The 24,677-nt window shown below is 74.9% G+C and carries 17 protein-coding genes; 9 read left to right on the top strand and 8 right to left on the bottom strand.

Going from position 1 to position 24,677, the window contains the following annotated elements:
• Window positions 1-38: 38 nt before the first annotated feature.
• The 3 genes from recC to recD are packed head-to-tail and all read left to right on the top strand — an operon-like array spanning window position 39 to window position 8,700.
• Window positions 39-3,449, top strand: coding sequence for an exodeoxyribonuclease V subunit gamma (gene recC, locus AB0637_RS11280; protein ID WP_366172243.1), 3,411 nt, complete (start codon window positions 39-41; stop codon window positions 3,447-3,449).
• On the top strand, window positions 3,446-6,841 hold the full coding sequence (locus AB0637_RS11275; RefSeq protein ID WP_366172242.1) for a UvrD-helicase domain-containing protein: 3,396 nt from the start codon (window positions 3,446-3,448) through the stop codon (window positions 6,839-6,841). The genes recC and AB0637_RS11275 overlap by 4 nt, the downstream gene beginning before the upstream one ends.
• A gap of 2 nt (window positions 6,842-6,843) precedes the next feature.
• Window positions 6,844-8,700: an exodeoxyribonuclease V subunit alpha gene (recD, locus tag AB0637_RS11270; RefSeq protein ID WP_366172241.1), complete on the top strand. Its 1,857-nt coding sequence runs from the start codon at window positions 6,844-6,846 to the stop codon at window positions 8,698-8,700.
• Here the strand turns inward: recD and AB0637_RS11265 are convergent.
• The 4 genes from AB0637_RS11265 to AB0637_RS11250 form a co-directional block, all read right to left on the bottom strand.
• Window positions 8,690-9,226, bottom strand: coding sequence for a hypothetical protein (locus AB0637_RS11265; protein ID WP_366172240.1), 537 nt, complete (start codon window positions 9,224-9,226; stop codon window positions 8,690-8,692). The genes recD and AB0637_RS11265 overlap by 11 nt on opposite strands.
• Before the next feature lie 8 nt (window positions 9,227-9,234).
• Window positions 9,235-10,617, bottom strand: a complete 1,383-nt coding sequence (locus AB0637_RS11260) for an NAD(P)/FAD-dependent oxidoreductase (RefSeq protein WP_366172239.1) — start codon at window positions 10,615-10,617, stop codon at window positions 9,235-9,237.
• A gap of 79 nt (window positions 10,618-10,696) precedes the next feature.
• Window positions 10,697-11,161, bottom strand: coding sequence for a VOC family protein (locus AB0637_RS11255; protein WP_366172238.1), 465 nt, complete (start codon window positions 11,159-11,161; stop codon window positions 10,697-10,699).
• Window positions 11,158-11,784 (bottom strand): DNA-3-methyladenine glycosylase I, encoded by a 627-nt coding sequence (locus AB0637_RS11250; RefSeq protein WP_366172237.1) that lies wholly within the window; start codon window positions 11,782-11,784, stop codon window positions 11,158-11,160. Before AB0637_RS11250 ends, AB0637_RS11255 begins: the two co-directional genes overlap by 4 nt.
• A gap of 66 nt (window positions 11,785-11,850) precedes the next feature.
• On the opposite strand from AB0637_RS11250, the gene aroQ reads away from it, so the two are divergent.
• From aroQ to AB0637_RS11235, 3 genes are read left to right on the top strand one after another with little or no spacing between them, the layout of a single operon-like run.
• On the top strand, window positions 11,851-12,315 hold the full coding sequence (aroQ, locus tag AB0637_RS11245; protein WP_366172236.1) for a type II 3-dehydroquinate dehydratase: 465 nt from the start codon (window positions 11,851-11,853) through the stop codon (window positions 12,313-12,315).
• A gap of 40 nt (window positions 12,316-12,355) precedes the next feature.
• Complete coding sequence (locus AB0637_RS11240; RefSeq protein ID WP_366172235.1) at window positions 12,356-14,020, top strand: FAD-binding oxidoreductase; 1,665 nt, start codon at window positions 12,356-12,358, stop codon at window positions 14,018-14,020.
• Between the two features lie 22 nt (window positions 14,021-14,042).
• On the top strand, window positions 14,043-14,600 hold the full coding sequence (locus AB0637_RS11235) for a PAS domain-containing protein (RefSeq protein ID WP_366172234.1): 558 nt from the start codon (window positions 14,043-14,045) through the stop codon (window positions 14,598-14,600).
• Window positions 14,601-14,616: 16 nt separating this feature from the next.
• Here the strand turns inward: AB0637_RS11235 and AB0637_RS11230 are convergent, their stop codons facing one another.
• The 4 genes from AB0637_RS11230 to AB0637_RS11215 form a co-directional block, all read right to left on the bottom strand.
• Entirely contained in the window at window positions 14,617-16,299 is a 1,683-nt protein-coding gene (locus tag AB0637_RS11230) for a SpoIIE family protein phosphatase (RefSeq protein ID WP_366172233.1), read from the bottom strand.
• A gap of 49 nt (window positions 16,300-16,348) precedes the next feature.
• Window positions 16,349-17,173 carry an SDR family oxidoreductase gene (locus AB0637_RS11225; protein WP_366172232.1) on the bottom strand — a complete coding sequence of 275 codons (825 nt, stop codon included), beginning with the start codon at window positions 17,171-17,173 and terminating at the stop codon, window positions 16,349-16,351.
• An 11-nt stretch (window positions 17,174-17,184) separates the two neighbouring features.
• Complete coding sequence (locus tag AB0637_RS11220; protein WP_366172231.1) at window positions 17,185-18,417, bottom strand: MFS transporter; 1,233 nt, start codon at window positions 18,415-18,417, stop codon at window positions 17,185-17,187.
• An 83-nt stretch (window positions 18,418-18,500) separates the two neighbouring features.
• Window positions 18,501-20,069 (bottom strand): EAL domain-containing protein, encoded by a 1,569-nt coding sequence (locus AB0637_RS11215; protein ID WP_366172229.1) that lies wholly within the window; start codon window positions 20,067-20,069, stop codon window positions 18,501-18,503.
• A 209-nt stretch (window positions 20,070-20,278) separates the two neighbouring features.
• Between AB0637_RS11215 and AB0637_RS11210 the strand changes: the two genes are divergently transcribed.
• The 3 genes from AB0637_RS11210 to AB0637_RS11200 all read left to right on the top strand — a co-directional run bounded on the left by AB0637_RS11210 (window position 20,279) and on the right by AB0637_RS11200 (window position 24,534).
• Window positions 20,279-21,118 carry an MIP/aquaporin family protein gene (locus AB0637_RS11210; protein ID WP_366172228.1) on the top strand — a complete coding sequence of 280 codons (840 nt, stop codon included), beginning with the start codon at window positions 20,279-20,281 and terminating at the stop codon, window positions 21,116-21,118.
• Window positions 21,119-21,189: 71 nt separating this feature from the next.
• On the top strand, window positions 21,190-22,725 hold the full coding sequence (gene glpK, locus AB0637_RS11205) for a glycerol kinase GlpK (protein ID WP_366172226.1): 1,536 nt from the start codon (window positions 21,190-21,192) through the stop codon (window positions 22,723-22,725).
• 153 nt (window positions 22,726-22,878) lie between these two features.
• Window positions 22,879-24,534: a glycerol-3-phosphate dehydrogenase/oxidase gene (locus AB0637_RS11200; protein ID WP_366172325.1), complete on the top strand. Its 1,656-nt coding sequence runs from the start codon at window positions 22,879-22,881 to the stop codon at window positions 24,532-24,534.
• The last annotated feature ends 143 nt before the right edge of the window (window positions 24,535-24,677 follow it).

The raw sequence follows: 24,677 nt of genomic DNA, 5'->3' as shown, positions 1-24,677 counted from the left end.
GGGACCGCGTGTCCGAGCCGTCGGGTAGACAGGGGACCGTGCTCCACGTCCACCGTTCCGAGAGTGCGACGGCCCTCGTCGCGGGCCTCGCCGACGTCCTGCGCGCTCCCGCCGCGGGCGCCGACCCGTTCGCGCCCGACGTCCTGGCCGTCGGCGCGCGCGGCACCGAACGGTGGATCGCCCAGCGGCTCTCGCACCACCTCGGCGCCGCGGCCGGTGCGGACGACGGCATCTGCGCCCGCGTCGACTTCTCCTCCCCGGCCCGGCTGCTCGACGGCGTCGTCGCCGACGTCGTCGGCCGGGTGCGTCCCGAGGCCGCCGACGCGGTCGAGCGGTGGGCGCCGGACGCGCTGACGTGGGACGTGCTCGAGGTGTTCGACGAGGTGGCCCCCGCGGCCGGTGGTCCCGCCGCCGACGCGCGGGCCGAGTTCGCCGTCCTGCGCCACCACCTGCGCGCCGTCCCGGGCGAGGACGTGCCCCGGGTCCGGCGGACCGCCGCGGCGGCCCGCCTGGCGGGCCTGTTCGCCCGCTACGGGGCCGCCCGCCCCGGGCTGCTCGTCGACTGGGCCGCCGGCGGCGGTGACGTCCCGGCCGACCTGCGCTGGCAGCCGGCGGTCTTCCGCGCCGTGCGCGAGCACGTCGGGGTCCCCGCCCCCGCCGAACTGCTCGACGACGTGTGCTCGGCCCTGCGCGCCGACCCCGCCCTGACCGGCCTGGGGGAACGGTTCGGCGTCTTCGTCGTGACGCGGCTGGCCGAGTCCCGGCTGCGCGTGCTCGCCGCCCTGGCCGAGCACCGCGAGGTGCACCTCTTCCTGCAGCACCCGAGCCCGGCGCTGTGGGCGTCGGCGCAGCGGCCGACGAGCCTGCGCAGGACCGACCAGGGGAGCGACCCGGTGCGGCACCCGCTGCTGCGCTCGCTCTCGCGCGACGTGCGCGAGCTGCAGGCCCGGCTGCTGGAGGCCGTCCCGGACCTGCGCGACGTCCACCACCCGGCCCCGGTGCCCCGGGACACGCTGCTCGGCCGGTTGCAGGCCGCGCTCGCGGCCGACGAGGTCCCCGCGCCGGGCCCCGACCCCGGTCCGCACGACCGGTCGGTGCAGGTGCACTCCTGCCACGGCCGGGCCCGGCAGGTCGAGGTGCTGCGCGAGGTCGTCCTCGGGCTGCTCGACGACGACCCGACGCTGCAGCCGCGCGACGTCCTCGTCATGTGCCCCGACGTCGAGGCGTACGCCCCGCTCGTCCAGGCGGTCTTCTCCACCGACTCCCACCCCGGCGGGGGGCTGCGGGTCTCGGTGGCCGACCGGTCGGCGCTGCAGACGAACCCGCTGCTCGGGCTCGCGGCCCGGCTGCTGGTCCTGGCCCAGAGCCGCCTCACGGCCAGCGAGGTGCTCGACCTCGCCGGCACGGCCGCCGTCCGCCGCCGCTTCGACCTCGACGACGAGGACCTCGAGCAGGTCCGTGAGTGGACCGTCGACGCCGGCGTGCACTGGGGCCTGTCGGCGCAGCACCGCGCGGCGTGGTCGCTGGGCGAGGTCGCGCAGGGCTCCTGGCGGGCCGGGCTGGACCGGCTCCTCGTCGGTGTCGCCGTGGGGGGCGGTGCCCAGGAGGAGCTCGTCGGTGCGGACCTCGAGGGTGTCGTCCCCCTGGCCGACGTCGAGTCCTCCCGCGTCGACCTGGCCGGGCGGCTGGCCGAACTGCTCGACCGCCTCGACGCGGCCGTGACCCGGCTGTCCGGTCGGCGCGGTGTGGCCGCCTGGTGCGAGGCTCTGCTCGACGGCGTCCTGGACCTGGCCGACGTCCCCTCCGACGGGGCGTGGCAGGTCGCGCAGCTGCGGCGCGAGCTCGGGGCCGTCGCGCAGGACGCTGCGCGCGCCGGGACGGCCGAGGTCGGGCTGGCCGACGTCGCGGCGCTCGTCGCCGAACGGTTCGCGGGCCGCCCCCAGCGGGCGAACTTCCGCACCGGGGCCCTCACGGTCTGCACCCTCACCCCCATGCGCTCGGTGCCGCACCGCGTCGTGTGCCTGCTCGGCATGGACGACGGCGCGTTCCCGCGCGTGACGAACCCCGACGCGGACGACGTGCTGACGCGCGACCCCCACCTCGGTGACCGCGACCCCCGCAGCGAGGACCGCCAGGTGCTGCTCGACGCCGTCTGCTCGGCCGCCGACACGTTCGTCGTCACCTACTCGGGCCGCGACGTGCGGACCGGGGTGAAGCTGCCGCCCGCCGTGCCCGTCGGGGAGCTGCTCGACAGCCTCGAGGCCGCCCACCCCGGGGTGCGCGAACGCGTCGTCGTGCAGCACCCGCTGCAGCCGACCGACCCGAAGAACTTCGCCGGAGGGGCGCTGGGCCGGCCGGGACCCTTCAGCTACGACCGCAGTGCCCTCGCCGGCGCCGCGACCGGCGTGGCCGACCCCGTGGCCCCGCCGCCGTTCCTCACCGCCGGTCTGCCGCCGGCCCCCGCCGCCGACCTCGACCTGGACCAGCTCGTGCAGTTCTTCCAGCACCCGGCCAAGGGGTTCCTGCGCCAGCGGCTCGACGTCGCGACCGCCACGCGCGAGGAGGAACCGGCCGACGCGCTGCCCGTCGAGCTGGACGCCCTCGCGAAGTGGTCGGTCGGCGACCGGGCGCTCGCGGCCCGGTTGCGCGGGGCCGGGGCGAGCGACGTCGTCCGCCTCGAGACCGCCCGCGGCGCGCTGCCCCCCGGCCCGCTGGGGGCCGCCGTCCTGCGCGAGGTCGGACCCCTCGTCGACCGGATCGCCGGCGTGGCCGCGGAGTTCGACACCGGGCTCGCGGGCTCCGAACCCCGCAGCGTCGACGTCGAGCTCGACCTCGACGTGCCCGGGACGGGCCCGGTCCGCCTCACCGGCAACGTCCGGGGCGTCCGGCCCGTGCGTCCGGGCGGGCGCGCGAGCGGCGACGTCGCCGTCACGACGCTGTACTCCCGGGTCAAGGCCAAGCAGACCGTCCGGGCCTGGCTCGAACTGCTGGCCCTGTCGGCCGCCCACCCCGGCACGGAGTTCCGCACGGTCGTCGTCGGCCGGGGCGCCCAGGGCAGCGTGGCGCTGCTGACCCTCGGCCCGGTCCCCGCCGCCGTGGCCCGGGGCACGCTCGCGGACCTCCTCGAGCTGCGCGCCGCCGGGCTGTGCGCCCCGCTGCCGCTGCCCGTGGACACCGCGATGGCCTACGCGCAGGCCGCGTGGGCCGGCCGGCCGGCCGCCGCCTGCCGCCGTGCCGCGAGCGGTGCGTGGACGTCGGACTGGTCCTTCCCCAAGGAGGACGCCGACGAGGAGAACGTCAGCGTCTGGGGTGCGCGGGCACCCGTCGACGTCCTGCTCGACTGGTCACCGCCGACGGGCTGGCCCGCGGGCGCTCCCGTGACGTTCGACGCTGCGGTGCAACGGTTCTGGGAGCCCCTCCTCGGCGTCCTGCGGATGGACGAGCGGTGAGCGCGCCCACCTCCGACGGGCACCCGCGCCACTTCGAGGTCACCGGTCCGCTGCCGACCGGCACGACCGTCCTGGAGGCGAGCGCCGGCACCGGCAAGACCTGGACCATCGCCGGCCTCGTGACGCGGTACGTGGCCGAGGGCGTGGCCCGCGTCGACGAGCTGCTCGTCGTCACCTTCGGGCGCGCCGCGACGGCCGAGCTGCGCGACCGCGTCCGCGACCGCCTCGTCGCCGCCCGCGACGCGCTCGCCGACCCCGCCGCCGCGGCGGTCTCCGACGACGCCGTCGTCCGGCACCTCGCGGCCACCGACGAGACCGGCCTGCAGGCCAGGCGCGCACGCTTGGCCGCCGCGCTCGCGGGCTTCGACGCCGCCACCGTCGCGACCATCCACGAGTTCTGCCAGCAGGTGCTCACCAGCCTGGGCACCGCGGCCGACGTCGACCCCACCGCGACCCTCGTCGAGGACGTCGACGACCTCGTCGAGGAGGTCTGCGACGACCTCTACGTCCGCTTCGCCGTCCGGCCCGGGGGCGGCCCGCCGCCCTTCTCCCGCGCCGTCGCGCTGCGCATCGCCCGCGAGGCCGTCGGCCGCCCGGACGCCCGGATCGAGCCGCGCGGCACGGTCCCGCAGACGCCGGAGGACCTGCGCGTGCGGTTCGCCGAGGGGGTCCGCCGCGAGGTCGCGGCCCGCAAGCGGTCCCGCCGGGTCCTCGGCTTCGACGACCTGCTGACCCGGTTGCGGGACGCGCTGACCGACGAGGTGGCCGGGCCGACGGCGTGCGACCGGCTGCGGCGCAGGTACTCCGTCGTCCTCGTGGACGAGTTCCAGGACACCGACGCCGTGCAGTGGGACGTCCTGCGCACGGCGTTCCACGGCCGGTGCCCGCTCGTCCTCATCGGCGACCCCAAGCAGGCGATCTACGCCTTCCGCGGCGCCGACGTGAACAGCTACCTCGACGCCGTGGGGGTCGCCGACGTGACGGCGACGCTGGGCACGAACTTCCGCAGCGACCCCGCCGTCCTCGCCGGCACCGCGGCCCTGCTGCGCGGGGCGGCGCTGGGCGACGAGCGGATCGTCGTGCACCCCGTGCAGGCCCACCACCGCACCCCGGCCCTGCTCGGCCCGGCGGGAGCGGACCGGACCCCCGTCCGGTTGCGCGTGCTGCGGCGCGACGGGCTGCCCGTCACGGCCCGCACGGGGGTGCCGGCCGTCGCCGACGTACGGGCCGCGGTGGCGCGCGACACCGCCGACCAGGTCGTCGGCGTGCTGTCCGAGGGGTTGCGCGTGCAGCCCCACCGGGGCGGTCCCGAGCGGGCGCTCGCCGCGGGTGACGTGGCCGTGCTCGTCCGCACCCAGTCCCAGGCCCAGCTCGTGCACGAGGAGCTGCGCCGCCGGGGTGTTCCGTGCGTGCTCTCGCGCGGGACGTCCGTCTTCAGCACCCCTGCTGCCCGGGAGTGGGTGTGGCTGCTGGAGGCCGTCGAGCAGCCGCACCGGGCCGCCCGCGTGCGGCGCACGGCCCTGTCCTCCTTCGTCGGCTGGACCGCGGCCGAGCTCGACGCGGCGGGCGACCGCGCCACCGACGAGGTCTCCGTCGCCCTGCGCGGGTGGGGCACGGTCCTGGCCGAGCGCGGGGTCTCGGGCATGTTCGCGGCCCTCAACGAGGAGCGCGACCTGCCCCGCCGCCTGCTCGGCGTCGAGGGCGGCGAACGGCGCCTGACCGACCTGCGGCACATCGCCGAGGTGCTGCACGCCGAGTCCGCCCTCAACCCCGGCGGTGGCGTCTCCAGCCTGCTGTCGTGGCTGCGCGGCCGCGTCGAGGACGCGGCCGGGGACGTCGACCAGGAACGCTCGCGCCGCCTCGACACCGACCGGCAGGCCGTGCAGATCGCGACGGTCCACACGAGCAAGGGCCTGGAGTACGAGGTCGTCTGCGTGCCCTTCGGCTGGGACTCCACGGGGACGGGGTCCAAGGACCGGCTGCCCGTGGCGCACGCCCCCGACGGGCCGCGCGCGCTGCACGTGGGGGGGCCGGCCGCCCCGGCCTACGACGCCTTCTGCCGTGCGGCCGACAGCGAGGACCTCGGCGAGGAGCTGCGCCTGCTCTACGTCGCCCTGACGCGGGCCGTCTCCCGGTTGCTCGTGTGGTGGGCCCCCGCCACCAACACCCAACGCGGTGCGCTGCACCGGTTGCTGCTGACCGACGACGTCCGTGCGGTGCCGGAGAAGCTGCCCCTGCCGGACGACGACGCGCTGCGGACACGGCTCGCCGCGCTCTTCGGGCCGGACTCGCCCGTCGCGGTCGAGGACGTGCCGCTCGCGGCGCCCCCACGGCGGTGGACCGGGTCCGCGCCGGCCGCGGTCGAGCTGGCCGCGGCGGAGTTCGGCGCCCACGTCGACGCCGGGTGGCGGCGCACGTCGTACTCCGGCCTGACCCGCGGGGTCCACGAGGCGCACGCGTCGGGCCCGGCCGTCCTGTCCGAACCGGAGCTGGAGGTCGTCGTCGACGAGGTCGCCGTGCAGGAGGTCGGCGCCGCCGGGCCGCGGGCCGCCGCCGAGGACCCGCAGGGCTGGCGGGACGTCCCGTCCCCGCTCGCGGACCTCCCGGCCGGCACGGGCTTCGGCACCCTCGTGCACGCCGTGCTCGAGGGCTTCGACCCGGCCGTCCCCGACCGACCGGCCCACCTCGCCGCCCTGGCCCGTGAGCAGTTCGCCGCCCCGCTGGCCGAACCGCTCGCCGCGGCCCTCGACCCCGTCCTGCGCACCGGGCTCGGCCCCCTGGCCGACGACCGGGCGCTGGCGGACTTCGCCGTCGGCGACCGGCTCGCCGAGCTGGACTTCGAGCTGCCCCTGGCCGGGGGCGACGACGCGCGGGCCGGCGCGGGCGGGAGGCTGGGCGACCTCGCGGCCCTGCTGCGCCGCCACCTCGCACCGGGTGACCCCGTGCACCCCTACGCCGAGATGCTCACCGAACCCGCCCTGGCCGCCGAGGGGCTGCGCGGTTACCTGACGGGGTCGGTCGACGCCGTCCTGCGCTGCGGGTCGCGCTTCCTCGTCGTGGACTACAAGACGAACCGGCTGGCCGGACCGGGGGAGGAGCTCACCGCCTGGCACTACCGGCGGCAGGCCCTCGACGAGGCCGTCCTCGCCGCCCACTACCCGTTGCAGGCGCTGCTCTACAGCGTTGCGCTGCACCGGTTCCTGCGCTGGCGACTGCCCGGTTACGACCCGGCCAAGCACCTCGGCGGCTCGCTCTACCTGTTCCTGCGCGGGATGTGCGGGCCGCAGGTGGCCCCGGGGCCGGACGGCGTCCCGCCCGGGGTCTGGTCCTGGCGTCCGCCCGCCGCGCTCGTCGTGGACACCTCCGACCTGCTCGCCGGGAGGACCCCGTGACCGTGACCAGCACCACCACCACCACCACGAGCAGTGCCCTCGACCCCGACCGGTCCGCGTCCGTGGCGCGCTCGGCGACGGGACTGCTCCGGGAGGTCAACGAACTGGGGCTGCTCCACGCGGCCGACGTCCACGTCGCGCGGCGGCTGGGCGCCGTCGCCGGGGAGGACGACGAGCGCGTCCTGCTGGCCGTGGCGCTCGTCGTGCGGGCCGTGCGCCACGGGTCCGTCGTGCTGCGGCTGTCCGGGGTGGGCGACCTCGTGCCCGAGGACGCCGACGACTCCGGGTCCGTGGAACCGGTGAGCGTCCCCTGGCCGGAGCCGGGGGCCTGGCGCGAGGCGCTGCAGCGCAGCCCGCTGACGGTCGAGCACCCGCCGGGAGAGGTCCCCGACGACGGGGGACCGACGGTCCCCCTGCACCTCGTCGGCGACGGGGTGTGGCTGGACCGGTACTGGCGCCAGGAGCTCGCCGTGGCCCGCGACCTGCGCGGCCGCGGCGCGACCGTCGTGCCCTACGACCCCGCGCGGGTCGAGGAGGTGCTCGACCGGCTCTGGCCCGGTGACCCCGCCGACGACCAGCGCGCCGCGGCGGCCGTGTGCCTGTCCCACGGGGTGTCCGTGCTGGCGGGGGGACCGGGGACGGGCAAGACGACGACGGTCGCCCGGTTGCTGGCCGCCGTGCACGCGCTGTCGGACGGTGCGCCGCGAGTGGCACTTGCCGCGCCGACGGGCAAGGCGGCCGCTCGGTTGACCGAGGCCGTGGTCTCCGCCGCCGCCGAAGGCGCCTTCACCGACGCCGAACGCGCGTTCCTGCGCGCCTCCGCCGCCTCGACCCTGCACCGGCTGCTGGGGATCCGGCCGGGGTCGGTGCGGGCCCGCTTCGACGCCGAGCACCGGCTGCCGCACGACGTCGTCATCGTCGACGAGGCCTCGATGGTGGGTCTGGGGGTCATGGCCCGGCTGCTGTCGGCGCTGCGTCCCGGGGCCCGGCTCGTCCTCGTCGGGGACCCGCAGCAGCTCGCCTCCGTCGAGGTCGGTGCCGTCCTGGCCGACCTCGTCGCCCCCGCCGACGCCGCCCCGCACGGCGTGGCCGAGCTGACGCGGACCCACCGGTACGCGGCGGGCGGCGGCATCGCCGCCATCGCGCAGGCCGTGCGCGACGCGCGCTCCGACGACGTCGTCGACCTGCTCCGGGCCGGCGGTCCGGACGTGGAGTTCCTCGAGGTCCCCGACGCCGAGCTCGTCGCCGGGGCCGCGCTCGAGGTCGTGCGCGCGGACGTGCTCGTGCGGTCGCGGGCGGTCGTGGAGGCCGCACGGGCGGGCGACGCGGAGACGGCCCTCGCGGCCCTGGACACCCACCGGCTGCTGTGCGCGCACCGCCGCGGCACCCGTGGCGTGGCGCACTGGAGCGCGCTGGCCCAGCGCTGGGCGGTCGAGGAGCTCGGCGTCCTGCCGCGTCCGGACGGCCGGTACGTCGGGCTGCCCGTCATCGTCACCGCGAACGACCCGGCCGTCGGCGTGTTCAACGGCGACACCGGGGTGGTCCTGGAGGAGGACGGCGTCCTCGTCGCCGCGCTGGCCCGCGGGGCGGGCCCGCTGCGGGTGCCGCTGGCCCGGCTCGCGGCCGTCGAACCGGTGCACGCCATGACCGTGCACCGCAGCCAGGGGTCGCAGTTCGAGACCGTCACGGTCCTCGCCGCGCCCGAGCGCTCCCCGCTGGCGACGCGGGAGATGTTCTACACGGCGCTGACCCGGGCCCGGAGCCGTGTGCGGGTCGTCGGGTCGGCGCAGGCCGTGGCGGCCGCGGTGCAGCGGCCGCTGGCCCGGGCGAGCGGGCTGGCCGAGCGGCTCAGGGGATGAGCACCGCGGCCCGCAGCGCCCGCAGCTCCGGCGGCGGCTCGCTGGCCAGGGCCGCCGTGGCGGCGCGCGCGTAGGCGACGGCGTCCTTCGTCAGCCCACCGGGCAGGGCCGCGAGGAAGGCGGGCCACCGGGCCAGGCACGACTCCAGGTCGCCGGGGAGCACGTGCACGGGCACCCCGGGCAGCGCGTCCCGGACCCGGCGGGAGTCCTCGCGGGCGCGGTGACCGGCGCCCTCGCCGTCGTCGCCGTCCAGCACGACGTCGACCGCCGCGCCGTGGGCCCCGGCCAGGGCCGCCGCCAGCGGGAGGAGGTGCTTGCCGCCCACGGCGAGCACGGGCAGCCGTCCGCCCAGGAGGACGTCCAGCACCGCGGCGTCCGTCGCCCCCTCGACGAGGACGACGTGCCGGTGGCGCGCCACCTGCAGCACGAAGCCCGCCGGCAGCGCGGTTCGCGCCAGCCGGCGGGCTCGGTTCGTGCTGGTCCCGAGGGTGGCGGCGACGCGCGCCACCACCTCCTCGGAGACCACGGGGAGGGTCAGCCGACCTTCGGCTTCTCCTCCGCCTTCGGGTAGATGTCCGTGTTCTGCGCCGGCGTGATGAGCGCGTCCTCCGGACGGGTCTGGTTCAGCGCGACGGCCTGCGGGGGCAGGACGGCGTGCAGGGCCCAGTCGGTGAGCACGCGGATGCGGTTGCTCATCGCCGGGAGGGCGTACAGGTGGTACCCGCGGGCGACGATCTTGGCCGGCAGACCGGTCATCTCGATGCCGAGCGGCTTGGCGACGGCGGTGCCGCCCCCGAGGTCGGCCACGAGGCCGAGGTCCTTGTGGACGTAGTCGGCGGCCTGACCGATCCCGAAGGCCGCGGCGATGTTCTTGCCGACCGCGGTGCCCTGGCGCTGCGCGTGCTGCGCGGTGGGCGGGGTGATCGGCTGGGGGCCGTCGGCCGGCTTCGGCTTGGCCAGGTCCGGCACGGCGGCGGCGTCCCCGGCGGCCCACACGTCGTCGGCGCCGGCGACCTTCATCTTGGCGTCCACGACGAGGCGACCGCGGTCCAGCGGCAGGCCCAGGGTGCCCATGAGCGGGTTCGCCATGATCCCCGCGCCCCAGATGAGGGTGCGCGAGGGGATCGGGGTGCCGTCGGTGAGGTTGATGACGTTGCCCTCGACGCTGGCCACGGAGACCCCGAGGCGCACGTCGATGCCGCGGCCCTTGAGCGCGGACAGCGCGTACTGGCCCAGGCGCGGCCCGAGCTCGGGCAGGACGGCCGGGGCCACGTCGATGAGCAGCCACTTGACGTCGCGCACGTCGATCGAGGACCAGCGGTCGGCCACGCGGGACAGCCAGCGGTGGGTCTGGGCCACGATCTCGGTGCCGGTGTAGCCGGCGCCGACCGCCACGACGGTCATGCGCTCGGCGCGCTCGGCGTCGAAGCGCGGGTCGTCGGGGAGGCTGTCGGCCGCGTCGAGCTGGGACAGCAGGTGGTCGCGGACGAAGGCGGCCTCGGTGATCGTCTTGACGCCGCGGGCGTTCTCGGAGACCCCGGGGATCGGGAAGCGGCGGGTGACCGCGCCGGGGGCGAGGAGCAGCTTGTCGTAGGACAGGACCTGGGTCTCGTCGCTGACGACGCCGCGCTCGGTCTTGGAGATCGTGAGGGTCTTCGCCTCGGGGTCGACCGAGGTGGTGTGGCCCACGACGAGCTTGTGGCGCGGCAGCGTCTGCCGCAGCGACACCGCGACGTGGCGCGGCTCGATGACGGACGCGGTGACGTCCGGCAGCAGGGGGCTGTAGGTGAGGTGGTCAGTCGGGCTGACGATCACCAGCTCTGCCGCGGAGGCCGGGAGGAGCTTCTCGAGCTTCTTGCCGGCGTACAGGCCGGTGAAGCCACCTCCGACGATGACGACTCGCTGTCGATCGACCATGTGTGGCACCTCTTGTCTGTGGCTCGCCGGGACGGGGCTCCCGCTTCTCCACGATTCTGTCACTCGTGGGCGGGACCGTTCACGCGCCCCCGTCGGCCGCGGCCTCCAGCTCGGCCACCACGAGGCGGCCCATGCCGAGCATCGCGCTCAGGGCCCGTTGCGCCCGTTCGGGATCGGGGTCGGACAGCAGTTCCGGCAGGCGGGTGGGGACGATCTGCCACGACACGCCCCAGCGGTCCTTCAGCCAGCCGCACCGACCCTCCGAGCCCCCGTCCGCGACGAGCCCGTCCCAGTACCGGTCGACCTCGGCCTGGTCGGCGCAGGAGACCTGCACGGAGAACGCCTCGGTCTGGGGGAAGTGCGGACCGCCGTTGATGATCGTCCAGTCGCGGCCGTCGAGGACGAAGGAGACCGTCATGGGCGCCCCGTCGGGCCCGCCCGGGGAGGTCGAGACGATGCGCGAGTCGGGGAACAGCGAGACGTAGAGCTCGGCGGCCGCCAGCCCCTCGCGGTCGAACCACAGGCACGGGACGGTGGTGCTCACGGGTGGACCCCTTCGCCGACGGCGCGGGCGCGCTCCACGGCCGCCCGTGCCGGGCACTCTCGCAGGTGGTCGTCGACCACGCCACAGGCCTGCAGGGCCGCGTACGCCGTCGTCGGACCGACGAACCGGAAGCCGTGCGCCTTGAGCGCCTTCGCGAGCGCCACCGACTCCGGGGTCGTCGCGGGCACGTCGCCGGGCCCCTCCGGCGCCGGCGGGGCCGGGTCGGGCGCCGCGGACCAGAAGAGCTCGGTGAGGCTGCCGCCCGCAGCCTGCAGGGCCAGCAGCGCGCGGGCGTTGGCGATCGTCGCCTCGACCTTGGCGCGGTTGCGGATGATCCCGGGGTCGGCCATGAGCCGTTCCACGTCCGCCGCGCCGTAGCCCGCCACGACGGCGGGGTCGAACCCGTCGAAGGCCGCCCGGAACGTCTCGCGGCGGCGCAGGACCGTGATCCAGCTCAGCCCGGACTGGAAGGCCTCGAGGCTGATCCGTTCGAAGAGCCCGCGGTCGTCGCGGACCGGGTGGCCCCACTCGGTGTCGTGGTAGGCCTCGTAGAGCGGGTCACCGGTGCCGAAGCAGCGGAAGACCTCGGGGCCGGGCGGGGACGGCGGGGTCGGCGGGGGCACGACGGCACTGTGGCACCGACCCCCGACACGCGGTCGGGACCGTCCACAGGTCGGTACTGTCCGCGGGTGAGCGAGCACCCTCCGACGATCCTCGTCCTCAACGGCCCCAACCTCGGCCGCCTGGGCAAGCGGCAGCCCGAGGTCTACGGCTCCACCACCCTGGCCGACGTCGAGGCGCGCTTGCAGCGCCTGGCGGCCGAGCTGGGCGTGCGGGTGGAGCTGCGCCAGACCGACGCCGAGCACGAGATGATCGGCTGGGTCCACGGGGCCGCCGACGCGCGGCAGCCGGTCGTCCTGAACCCCGGTGGGTGGACCCACACCTCCGTCGCCCTGCGCGACGCGTGCGTCGAGCTGAGCGCCGGGCTCGTCGAGCTGCACGTCTCCAACGTCCACGCGCGCGAGGACTTCCGCCGGCACTCGTTCATCACGCCCGTCGCCACGGGCGTCGTGGCCGGTCTGGGCGTGGCGGGCTACGAACTCGCCGTGCGCTTCCTCGCCGGCCGCACCGGCGGTGTCGGCACCGACGCGTAGGCTCGCGCCGAGCACCGCAGGTCGAGGGTTGGGAGTTCTGGTGGTCGAGCACATGAAGTGGTGGGGTTGGGGCCAGGAGGGCGTCGCCTTCCACCACGAGGACAAGCCGAACCTGGCGCCGTTCGTCAAGCGCGTCTCGGGCATCGACTTCGACGCCGCGCCCGCACGGGTGCCGGAGCTGTCCGAGCTCACCGTGCCCCCGTCGCAGGCCCCGGAGGAGCTGCGCCGGGCCTTCGTCGAGGCGGTCGGCGCGGAGCACGTCCACGACGACGACCTCGACCGCGTGGTGCACGCCTACGGCAAGTCGATGCGAGACCTCGTCCGCATCCGGCGCGGCGACTTCGGCCGCCTGCCCGACCTCGTCGTCTACCCCGGCACGGAAGCGGAGACGGAGGCCGCCCTGCGCGCCGCCCTCGACGCCGACGCCGTCCTCATCCCCTTCGGCGGCGGTTCCAACATCGTGGGGTCCCTCGAGGCCCCCCGCGACGAGACCCGCCCCGTCGTCTCCCTCGACATGGGCCGGATGCGGCTGCTCCTGTCCCTGGACGAGACGTCGCAGACGGCGCGCATCCAGGCCGGTGCCCTCGGCCCGGACCTGGAGGAGCAGCTCAACGCCCGCGGCTGGACGATCGGGCACTTCCCCGACAGCTTCAAGCACTCCACCCTCGGCGGCTGGATCGCGACCCGGTCCTCGGGCATGCAGTCCGACCGGTTCGGCGACATCGCCGACATCACCCGGGCGGTGCGCGTCGTGACGCCGCACGGCATCGTGGCCACCGCCGAAGTGCCCGTGCAGTCCGCCGGGCCCAGCGTGCGCGAGATGGTCCTCGGCAGCGAGGGCCGGCTGGGGATCATCACCGAGGCGACCGTGCAGGTGCACCGCCAGGCCGAGGAGCGCGTCATCCAGGCGTACTTCTTCCCGGACTACGCCAGCGGTCTGAAGGCCATGCACGACATCGCGGCCTCCGACGCCTCCCCGAGCATCACGCGCGTCTCGGACGCGAACGAGACCCAGTTCACCCTGGCGACCTCGAAGAAGGGCAGCACCCTCGGGCAGGTGCTCAACAAGGGTGTTCAGCTGTACGCCAGCAAGCGCAAGGGCATCGACCTGTCGCAGATGTGCCTGTCGTTCATCGGGTTCGAGGGGTCGGCCCTGCACGTGCGGCGCAACAAGGCGCTCGTGGGCGAGATCGTCAAGAAGCACGGTGGCTTCGGGGTCGGCGCCGGTCCGGGCAAGCTGTACGACCAGAAGAAGTTCGACACCCCCTACATCCGCGACTTCATCCTCGACCGCGGCGCCTACGGCGACGTGTCCGAGACCTCCTCGTCGTGGGCGACGCTGAAGTCGGTGCACGACAACGTGGTGGCGGCCGCGAACAAGGCCTTCGCCGAGGTCGGCATCAAGGGTTTCGTGTTCTGCCACCTCTCGCACAGCTACCACTCCGGTGCGTGCCAGTACTTCACCTTCGCCTTCCAGCCGCCGACCGACCGTGACGGCCTCGAGGCGTACGACATCGTCAAGGGCGCCATCCAGCAGGCGTTCCTCGACAACGGCGGGACGCTCTCGCACCACCACGCCGTGGGGCGCGAGCACAAGCGCTGGGTCGAGGAGGACCTGTCGCCCGCGGGTGCCAAGATCGTCGGCTCCCTCTTCGCCGGCGTCGACCCGGGCCGCAACCTCAACCCGGGTGCCGTCGTCGACTGACGCGGCAGGGGCAGGGGGCGCCGTGCCCGGACCGTTCGACCGCGAGGACCGTTCGCTGCGTGCGCAGCGGGTCCTCGCGGTCCTGCGCGACCTGTGGGGGGACGAACGTCCCCCGGGGCAGGACCCGGAGCTCGCGTGGATCGTCGACGCCCTGGCCGTCGACGACGCCCACGGCCGCGAGGACGGGTTCGTCGTCCACAGCGACGGTCTCGCGCTGACCTCCCTGGCCGACTGGCTGGGGGCGCCGCTGTCCGCCGACGAGCAGACGGGCGCGTGGCAGCTGGACACCGCGACCGGTCGCGTTGTCGTCGACGAGCTGGGCAGCGCGGTCCTCGGGGTGGGACGGCAGTCGGTCGGCGTCGAACGCCTCATGCTCGACGTCCACCCGGCCGACCGGGCGCAGGTGCAGCGGGCCTTCGACCGCGCGGTGGCGGACGGGACACCGTTCCGGGTGACCTACCGCGGCCGCTCACCGCTGGGGGAGTGGCTGTGGCGCACCAGCACCGGCCGCAGGCTCACCTCGGGCCCGGCGGGGGCCGTGCTCGTCGGCTTCACCACCGTGCACCCCCCGGCACCCTGACCGCGGACCCGCGCCCTCACGCCACGAGCAGGTCCGCCCACACCGTCTTGCCGTCCCCGCGCGGGGCGACCCACCACCGCTGCGCGAGCAGCTGGACGATGTGCATCCCGCGCCCGCCGGTGGCGTCGTCGTCGCTCGTGCGGGGCTGCGGGTGCTGCGTCGAGCCGTCCTCCACCCCCACGCACAGCAGGCGGTCGGCGATCTCGTGCCGCAGCGTCACGGCCGTGGGGGCACCGGTGTGCAGCAGGGCGTTCGTCACGAGCTCGCTCACGACGAGCTCGGCCTCGTCGGCGGTGGCGCTCAGCTGCCACGCGTCCAGCGTCGAGCGCAGCCAGTCGCGGGCGGCCCCCACGGCGCGGGTGTCGGTCGGCAGCAGCAGTCGGTTCTCCCGCGTCCCTGGGGCCGGGCCGTCGTAGTCGACGAGGAGGAGCGCGGCGTCGTCGCGACCGCCGCCGCGCACGGGGGCCAGGAGGCGGTCGGCGAGCGCCCCGGCCTCCAGCGCGGCCCCGTCGGACAGGGCCCGCAGCAGCGCCTCCTCGCCCGTCGACGTGGCGGTGTGCGTGCCCGAGCCGCCGTCCCCTGGCCACTCCACGACGCCGTCGGTGTGCAGCAGCACCCGGCTGGGCCCGTCCAGCCGGTGCCGGCTCTCGGGGTAGATCGCCTCGGCCTGCACGCCGAGCGGGGGACCGGGGTCGACGTCCAGGCTGCGCACCGTCCCGGGGGCGAACAGGACGGGGGCCGGGTGCCCGGCGCTGGCCACCGTCACGTCCCCGGTCCGCTCGTCGAGGGACAGCAGGCAGCAGGTGGCGAACAGGTCCCCTTCGAAGGACTGCATGAGCCGGTTGGTGCGTTCCAGGACGGCCGACGGCTCGTGCCCCTCGCTGACGTAGGCCCGCACGGCCGTCCGCACCCGCCCCATGAGCGCGGCGGCCGCGGAGTTGTGCCCCTGGACGTCCCCCATGACGAGCACGAAGGCGCCGTCGGTGCGGATGGCGTCGTAGAAGTCGCCGCCGACCTCGGCGCCGTCGGTGCCTGGCAGGTAGCGGGAGGTGACGCGGACGCGGTCGCCGGCGGGGAGCCGGTGCGGCAGCAGGGCGTCCTGCAGGGCCCGTGCGGTCTCGGCGGCGGCCCGTGTCCGGCGCAGCTCCTCGGCGTGCTGGGTCACGAGGCGGGCGCGGCGCTCGCGGTCGAAGAGGGACACCACGAGGGTCGCGAGCTCGACGAGGTCGGCCGTCTGGGTCGCGGTGAGCTGCCGTGGCTGCTCCTCGTCGAACACGCACAGCGTGCCGAGGGCCTGCTGGTCGGGGGTGAGCAGCGGGGCGGCGGCGTAGCTGCGGACGTGTCCCAGGGTCCCGTCGACCCACGGGTGCGCCGCCCAGCGGACGTCGCGGCGGGCGTCGGCGGCGTGCACCAGCCCGCCCATCCCGAGCGAGTAGTAGCACATCGACTCCCCGCGGTCGCTCACCCCGGGGGCGAACCCCTCGGCCGCGAGCTGGCGCTGGTGGCGGTCGTCGACGATGTTGACGACGGCGTTCGGCAACCCCGTGAGCCGGGTCGCGAGCCGGACGACGGCCTGCAGTTCGGCGGGTGGGGCGGCGGCGACGTCGACGTACTCGCGGAGCGCGGCCAGACGCGCGGTCTCGTCGCCGAGGACGTCGTGGGTCTCCGCGGGGTCCGAGGCGGGGACGGCTGCGTTCACAGCTCTACGTTACGCCTCGACTACGCTGGGTGTTCGACTTCTAGAAGTGTCAGCGCTCCGGCGTAGGGTGCCGACGCTTCGCGCCGGAGGGCATCCGGTTCCACACCGAGCTCACGACACGACGGGGGACGACGTCCAGGACGGCCGAGACGGCCTTCCAGCGCCGCGTCGGCACGCTCACCGGCCGCCCGGCGAACAGGTCGTCCAGGGAGGCGTCGACGACGTCGTCGATGTCGAGCCAGATGCGGCTCGACAGGGCGGACGTCCCACCGGACCCCATGCCCGACCGGGCGTGGAACTCCGTGCGGACGTACCCCGGCTCGACGACCGTGGCGCTCACACCGGTGCCGCGCAGCTCCCCGGCCATCGACTCGGTGAGGACGATGACGTAGGCCTTGGCGGCCGAGTAGTGCCCGCCCCCGGGGACGAGGCCCGCGACGGAGCCGACGTTGAGGACGCGACCCCTCCCGCGGGGCAGCATCGCCCCCGTCGCGGCCCGGGACAGGACCATGACGGCCCGGCACAGGACGTCGAACATGCGCTCGTGGTCGGCCGGGTCCCCGTCGACGAAGCGCTGCCGCAGCCCGAAGCCCGCGTTGTTGACGAGCACGTCGACGGGGTGCTCGGTGCTGCCCACCCGGGCCGCGACCCGGTCGAGGGCGGCGCGGTCGGACAGGTCGGCGGGCAGGACCTCGACCTCGACCCCGAAGTCGGCGCGCAGCGTCGCCGCCGTCCGCTCCAGCCGCTCCACATCGCGCGCCACGACGACGAGGTCGTGCCCGCGCCGGGCCAGCGACCGCGCGTAGGCGGCCCCCAGACCGGCGGTGGCCCCCGTGACGAGGGCGGTGGGACGGGGGGACGGGCTGCTGCTCACGGGGGGCGAGCCTAGTGAACGGCCACGGGCTCGCGGTGCCGGGCGGCCCAGGAACGCTGCGCCAGCAGGCACACGGCGGCGGCGACGACGACAGCCGTCGCGGCGACGCCGAGCGCCGTGCGGGCCCCCGCGACGTCCAGCAGGACCCCGGCGACGGCGTTCCCGACGGCGGCGCCGGCCGTGATGGCCGTCGACAGCCACGCCTGCGCCTCCCCGAGCCGGTGCCCCGGGGCGAGCAGGTCGACGAGCCCCTGCGCGGCGATGAGGTTGGGGGAGATGAACAGCCCCGTGAAGAACAGGACGACGAGCAGCACCACGAGCGGGATCCCCTCGCCCGCGGCGAAGGCCACCGTGAACAGCAGACTGCCGAACAGCGTCAGCGTCACGAGCAGCCGGCGGCGGTCGGGGCTGCGCCAGTCCCGGCTGCCGTACAGCAGGCCGCCGATCGCCGACCCGCCCGCGATGGGGGCGAACAGGACGCCCAGCCGGTCGGCCGAACCGAGCAGGTGCTCGGCCAGGCCGGCCATCGAGACGTCGAGGATGCCGAACCCGATGCTCATGACCGCCATCACGGCCAGCAGCAGCACGAACCCGGGACTGTGCAGCAGGGCCGCCCCCACCCCGTGCCCCCCGGCGCCGACCGGCTGCGGCCGGACGCGACGGGCCCCGGGGGAGCGGACGTACACGAGGGTGCCGCCCACGAGCAGGACGACGGTGACGACGAGCGGCAACGGCGCGATCCCGAGCAGGAGCAGCACGCTCAGCAGCAGCGGCCCCCCGACGAAGATCGTCTCCACGGCCGCGGCGTCCAGCGCGTAGCCGCGGCGCCGGGCCCGCTCCTCGGTGACCACGACGCGCCAGGTCGAGCGCATCGCCGGGCTCAGCGGGGGGAACGCGGCCCCGGCCAGCAGCGCCAGGACGGGCAGGACCACGGCGGGCACGGCCGTCCAGACGGTCGCCGCGGTGAGCAGCAGGAGCAGCAGGCCGGACACGCTCGCGGCGGGGACGAGGACCCGCGGCTGGCCGTGCCGGTCCATCGCCCGGCCCCACAGGGGCGAGCCGACGGCCAGACCGACGGCGAACAGCCCGGTGACGATCCCGGCGAGCGTGTAGTTGTCGCGGGCCGCCCGCACGAGCAGGACGAGCCCCAGCGGGGCGGTCGCGATCGGGATGCGCGCCACCACCGACGCGACGAACGGACGAGCCACCACCGGATCGCGCAGCAGCGCGACGTACCCCGACATCCCGGACTTCCCCACAACTCCTCGTGCAGCGGCCGCGACGTCGCGGCCCTCGGGTCGGTGCGACCCCGTGCGGGACGAGCTTGTCAGACGGGCCAGATGCGCGCGCAGCCGCCACCGGCACCACGTGCCGATTCCAGGGCCGCGTCGGCCTGGCGGTGGGCCTCGGCCGCCGTCACCGCGCGGACGGGGGCCAGGCTGGCCCCGATGCTCACCGACATCGTCGGGTGGTCGTCGACGGCCAGTTCGACCGCCATCAGCAGCGCGTCGGCCACCCGCTCCACGACCCCCTCGCTGCCTGCACGGGGCAGCCCCGTGAGCAGGACCGCGAAGAGGTCCGGGCCCAGCGGGATCCAGCGGTCCACCGACCGCACGGCGCGGCGCATCCGGCGCACGACGGCCTCGCGGCCCCCGCGCCGGCAGGTCCCGTCGACGCCCACGAGCAGCAGCCCGGTCCCGGTCCCCGTCACGCGGTCGGCCTCCAGGGCGTCCGCCACGACGTCGGTGAGCGTGGTGTGGCGGGGGGCCGGTGCGGGCGCCTCGCGGCCCGGTGCCCGCTCGGTGACCAGGACGTCGGCGACGAGGCCGGCGACCACGGCGGGGTCGTGGCTGACGAGCAGGTCCCGGTCGGCGGGGGTGCGCCCGGGCCGGACGAGGACGACGCACGCCGCGTCCGGGCCCAGGACGGCCAGGCCGTGGCCGTCGAGCTCGGCGTGCCCGCGGACGGCGACGCGCCCGAGGTCGGCGGCCGCGCGGCGGGCGGCCGTCCCACCGAGCGAGACCAGGACCACGGGCTCCTGCCGGCGCCGCGTGCGCAAGCGCAGGTGCAGGAGGACCTCCTCGGCGACCTCGGCGGGGACGGGGCGGGTGCGGACCGACGTCCAGGACGTCGGCGGCCCGGGGGCGGGCGGGGGGAGGGCGGGTCCGGGGTCGGCGGGGGTGTCGAGGTCCTGCGGGCGCACCGTGTGCGCCACACCCCAGCCCTGGACGAGGTCGGCCCCCAGGGTCAGTGCGGTCCGGTGGTCGTCGGCGTCCTCGACGGACTCCGCCAGCACCAGCGCCCCCGTGCGCGCCGCGTGCGCGCCGACGGCCCCCGCGAGCGCGGCGACCTCCTCGGCGGGACGCCGGGCCAGCAGCCGCAGGTCGAGCTTGACGACCTCGGGCCGCACGACGGGCAGCAGGGCGGCCACGTCGACGTCGGCCCCCACGTCGTCGAGCGCCACCTTCAGTCCGAGGGCCCGGACGCGCTGCAGCAGGCGCAGCGTCGCCCCCGGGGCGCGCAGCAGGGTCCGGGCTGAGACGTCGACCACGACGTCCCACTCCGCCGGCAGGTCCAGCGGGTCGGCGAAGCCGTCGAGGGAGGTGTTGAGGAAGACCGTGCGCCGGACGCCGGCGGTCCCGAGCGCCGCGACGTGGGCGGCGAGGGCGGCCCGGTCCAGCTCGCCCGTCCGCCCGGCGGCGGCCGCGGCGCGGAAGAGCAGGGCGGGAGTGGCCAGGGCGCTGTCGGCGGGTCCGCGCAGGAGCGCCTCGACCGCCGCCGGGCGGCCCGTGCGGACGTCGTGGACCGGCTGGACGACCGTGCGCAGCAGACCGGGGCGCAGGACCTCCTCGAGGGGGTCCGCGCGCAGGTCCGGCCGGGAGTCCAGCGTCGTCATGGTCGCGTCATCGGCACGTCGGGCGCCGCCCTTGAGCCGTTCGGGTGACCTGTCACCGACAGTCACCACCCGCCGCGTCCGGAGCCGACGAAATCGTTCGACATCGTCGAACTCACGGCGTTGACGCCGTCCGGAGGCCTGCCTACCTTCACGACCACGGCAAGGAAGCAGAACGACAGCCGCACCACTCGACTCAACGTGGAGTTCACATGTCCCACAGCAGTTCCTCCGGGGCGGCGCCCGCCCGCGCCGTGCCCCGCACCCCCACCCTCACCGGCGAGATGCTCGCCGAGTTCGCCGGCACCGCGATCCTCATCCTCTTCGGCGTCGGCGTCGTCGCGCAGGTCGTGGCGGGCAAGAACGGCGGCGACGACTCGATCCACTGGGCCTGGGGCCTGGGGGTCACCTTCGGCATCTACGTCGCCGGCCGCACCACCGGCGCCCACCTGAACCCCGCCGTCACCGTGGCGCTCGCGGTCTTCCAGGGCTTCTCCTGGAAGAAGGTGCTGCCCTACGTCGTCGCCCAGTTCGCGGGCGCCTTCGTCGCGGCCCTGCTGATCCGCTGGGTGTACGCCGACGCGATCGACGCGCTGGACCCCGGCCACACGTACACGAGCCAGGGGATCTTCTCGACGCTGCCCGGGGCGAACGTCAGCATCGGCACGGCCTTCCTCGACCAGGTCGTGGGCACCGCGATCCTCGTGTTCCTCATCTTCGCCATCAGTCAGACCAAGGCCATGCCGCCGGGGGCGAACCTGGCCCCGTTCATCGTCGGCCTCGTCGTCGTCGGCATCGGCATGGCGTGGGGTTCCAACGCCGGCTACGCCATCAACCCGGCCCGCGACTTCGGCCCGCGCCTGGCCTCGTTCGTCACCGGGTACTCCACGGCGATGCGCGAACCGGGCGGCGCCTTCTACTTCTGGGTGCCGATCGTGGCGCCGATGCTCGGCGGTCTCGTCGGCGGCGGCCTCTACAAGGTCCTCGTCGAGCGGCACCTGCCGGACGAGGCCGCGGCCGAACCCGAGGGTCGCGTCCGCACCGACGACTGATCCACCCCTCCCCACCGTCAGACCCGTAGCACTCGACGCAGAGCCACTCGACGCAGAGAACGGAACACGACATGGCAGACACCGGCAGCGGCCCCCAGTACGTCGGAGCGGTCGACCAGGGCACCACCTCCAGCCGTTTCATGGTCTTCGACCACAGCGGCAACGAGATCGCCAAGTACCAGCTCGAGCACACCCAGATCATGCCCAAGCCCGGCTGGGTCGAGCACGACCCGATCGAGATCTGGGAGCGCACCAGCTCGGTCATCCAGTCCGGTCTGCGCCAGGCCAACCTGACGTGCAAGGACCTCGCCGCCCTGGGCATCACCAACCAGCGCGAGACCGCCGTCGTGTGGAACAAGAACACCGGTCGCCCGTACTACAACGCGATCGTCTGGCAGGACACCCGCACCGACCGGATCGCCTCGGCCCTGGACCGCGACGAACGCGGCCAGAAGATCCGACAGAAGACCGGTCTGCCCCCCGCCACCTACTTCTCCGGCGGCAAGATCCAGTGGATCCTGGAGAACGTCGACGGGGTGCGCGAGGCCGCGGAGAAGGGTGACGCCGTCTTCGGCAACACCGACTCCTGGCTGATCTGGAACCTCACCGGCGGCCCCCGCGGCGGTGCCCACGTCACCGACGTCACCAACGCCAGCCGCACGATGCTGATGGACCTCGAGACCCTCGACTGGGACGACGAGCTGCTCGCGATCTTCGGCATCCCCCGCCAGATGCTGCCGACGATCAAGCCGTCCTCCTACACCGAGGGCTACGGCGAGACCCTGGAGACCGGCCCCCTGGGCGGCAAGGTCAAGCTGACCGGCATCCTCGGCGACCAGCAGGCCGCCATGGTCGGGCAGGTCTGCTTCGACCCCGGCATGGCCAAGAACACCTACGGCACCGGCAACTTCATGCTGCTGAACACCGGTGAGGAGCTCGTGCGCTCCAAGGCCGGGCTGCTGACCACGGTCTGCTACCAGTTCAACGACGAGAAGCCGGTCTACGCCCTCGAGGGCTCGATCGCCGTCACCGGCTCGGCCATCCAGTGGCTGCGCGACCAGCTCGGCATCATCTCCGGCGCCGGGGAGTCGGAGTCGCTGGCCCGCCAGGTGGAGGACTCCGGCGGCTGCTACTTCGTGCCGGCCTTCTCCGGGTTGTTCGCGCCGTACTGGCGCTCCGACGCCCGCGGCGCCATCGTCGGGCTCTCGCGCTACAACACCAACGCGCACATCGCCCGGGCCGCGCTCGAGGCGATCTGCTACCAGAGCCGCGACGTCACCGAGGCCATGACCGCCGACTCCGGCGTCGAGGTCGAGGTGCTCAAGGTCGACGGCGGCATCACCGCCAACCAGCTCTGCATGCAGCTCCAGGCCGACATCCTCGGCGTCCCCGTCTCCAAGCCCGTCGTGGCCGAGACGACGGCGCTGGGCGCGGCCTACGCCGCCGGCCTGGCCGTCGGGTTCTGGAAGAACCTCGACGAGCTGCGCGAGAACTGGAACGAGGGCGCCCGCTGGGAGCCCACCTGGGACGAGCAGCAGCGCACCGACGGCTACGGCGGGTGGAAGAAAGCCGTCGAGCGGACGTTGAACTGGGTGGACGTCGACTGACGACACCCCCCAGGACGGCGCCGGGCGCGCGTCAGGCGCGCCCGGCGCCCACCATGGAGCAGAACCAGTCGAACCGGTACGGAAGAAGCTGAGGAGCAGGACGTGGAGATCAAGGCACTGTCACCGCAGGCACGGACGGACGCGCTGCGCGAGATGGCAGAAGGTGAGCTCGACGTCCTCGTCATCGGTGGCGGGGTCGTCGGGACGGGGGCCGCGCTGGACGCGGTGACGCGCGGTCTGCGGACCGCGATGGTCGAGGCCCGGGACTGGGCGTCGGGCACGTCGAGCCGGTCGAGCAAGCTCATCCACGGTGGCCTGCGCTACCTGGAGATGCTCGACTTCGCCCTCGTGCACGAGGCGCTGTCCGAACGCGGGCTGCTGCGCAACAAGCTCGCCCCGCACCTCGTCAAGCCCGTGCCGTTCCTGTACCCGCTGTCCAAGCGGTTCGCCGAGCGGCCCTACGTCGGGTCCGGCATCGCGCTGTACGACGGCATGGCCATCTCGAGCGGCAACAACAAGGGTTTCCCGCTGCACCGGCACCTCACCCGGCGCGGTGTCGCGAAGGAGGCCCCCGGCATCCGCAAGGACGCCATGGTGGGCGCCATCCAGTACTACGACGGCCAGGTCGACGACGCCCGGCACACCCTGACGATCGCCCGCACCGCGGCGACCTACGGCGCGCTCGTGGCCAACCGCACGCGCGTCAAGGAGTTCGTCCGCGAGGGCGAGCGCGTCGTCGGGGCGGTCCTCGTGGACCTGGAGTCCGGTGAGGAGATCCGCGTCCGCACCAAGCAGGTCATCAACGCGACCGGGGTCTGGACCGACGAGACCCAGGAACTCGTCAACGCCCGCGGGCAGTTCAAGGTGCGGGCCTCCAAGGGCATCCACCTCGTCGTGCCGCGGGACCGGATCCAGTCCAAGACCGGCCTGATCCTGCGCACCGAGAAGTCCGTCCTGTTCATCATCCCGTGGGGCCGGCACTGGATCATCGGGACGACGGACACCGACTGGACGATGGACAAGGCGCACCCCGCCGCGACCAGCGCGGACATCGACTACGTCCTCCAGCACGCCAACGCCGTCCTGAAGTCCCCGCTGACGCGCGAGGACGTCCAGGGCGTCTACGCGGGGCTGCGGCCGCTGCTGTCGGGGGAGTCGGAGTCGACCTCCAAGCTCTCCCGCGAACACGTCGTCGGGCACCCCGTGCCGGGTCTGGTCGTCGTCGCGGGTGGGAAGTACACGACGTACCGCGTCATGGCCAAGGACGCCGTCGACGTGGCCGTCGAGGGTCTGGACGGCAAGGTGCCCGCCTCGACCACCGAGGACGTCCCGATGGTCGGCGCCGAGGGGTACCACGCGATGTGGAACCAGCGGCACGGTCTCGCCGCGCGCGCCGGGATCCACGTCGACCACGTGGAGCACCTGCTCAACCGGTACGGCTCGGCCATCGACGAGGTGCTCGCGCTCATCGCGCAGGACCCGACGCTGGGCGAGGTGCTGCCGCACGCCGACGACTACCTGAAGGCCGAGGTCGTCTACGCCGTGACGCACGAGGGGGCCCGCCACCTCGACGACGTGCTCGCCCGTCGCACGCGCATCTCCATCGAGACCTACGACCGCGGGACGGAGTCGGCCGAACTGGCCGCCGACCTCATGGCCGGACCGCTCGGGTGGGACGACGAGGAGCGCGCAACGGAGGTGAAGACCTACCTCCAGCGGGTCGCCGCCGAGCGCGCCTCCCAGGAGCAGCCGGACGACGCGTCCGCGGACGCGGTGCGGCTGCAGGCCCCGGAGATCGTGCCCGTCTGAGGTTCCTCGCCGGATCTGTCGGAACTCACCCGTTCGGCCCAGTCGTGGGTCTACGGTGAGCCTCGCGCGACGGGGGGTCGCGCGGGGGACGACAGGTCCGGGGGGATCACGTGAGCTTTTCGAAGGCTGTCCGCGTTCTGGCG

The organism is Kineococcus sp. NPDC059986 (assembly GCF_040702905.1).
Lineage (GTDB): Bacteria > Actinomycetota > Actinomycetes > Actinomycetales > Kineococcaceae > Kineococcus.
Note: the sequence above shows the minus strand (reverse complement) of the source record. Positions and strands in the feature narration are given on the sequence as shown.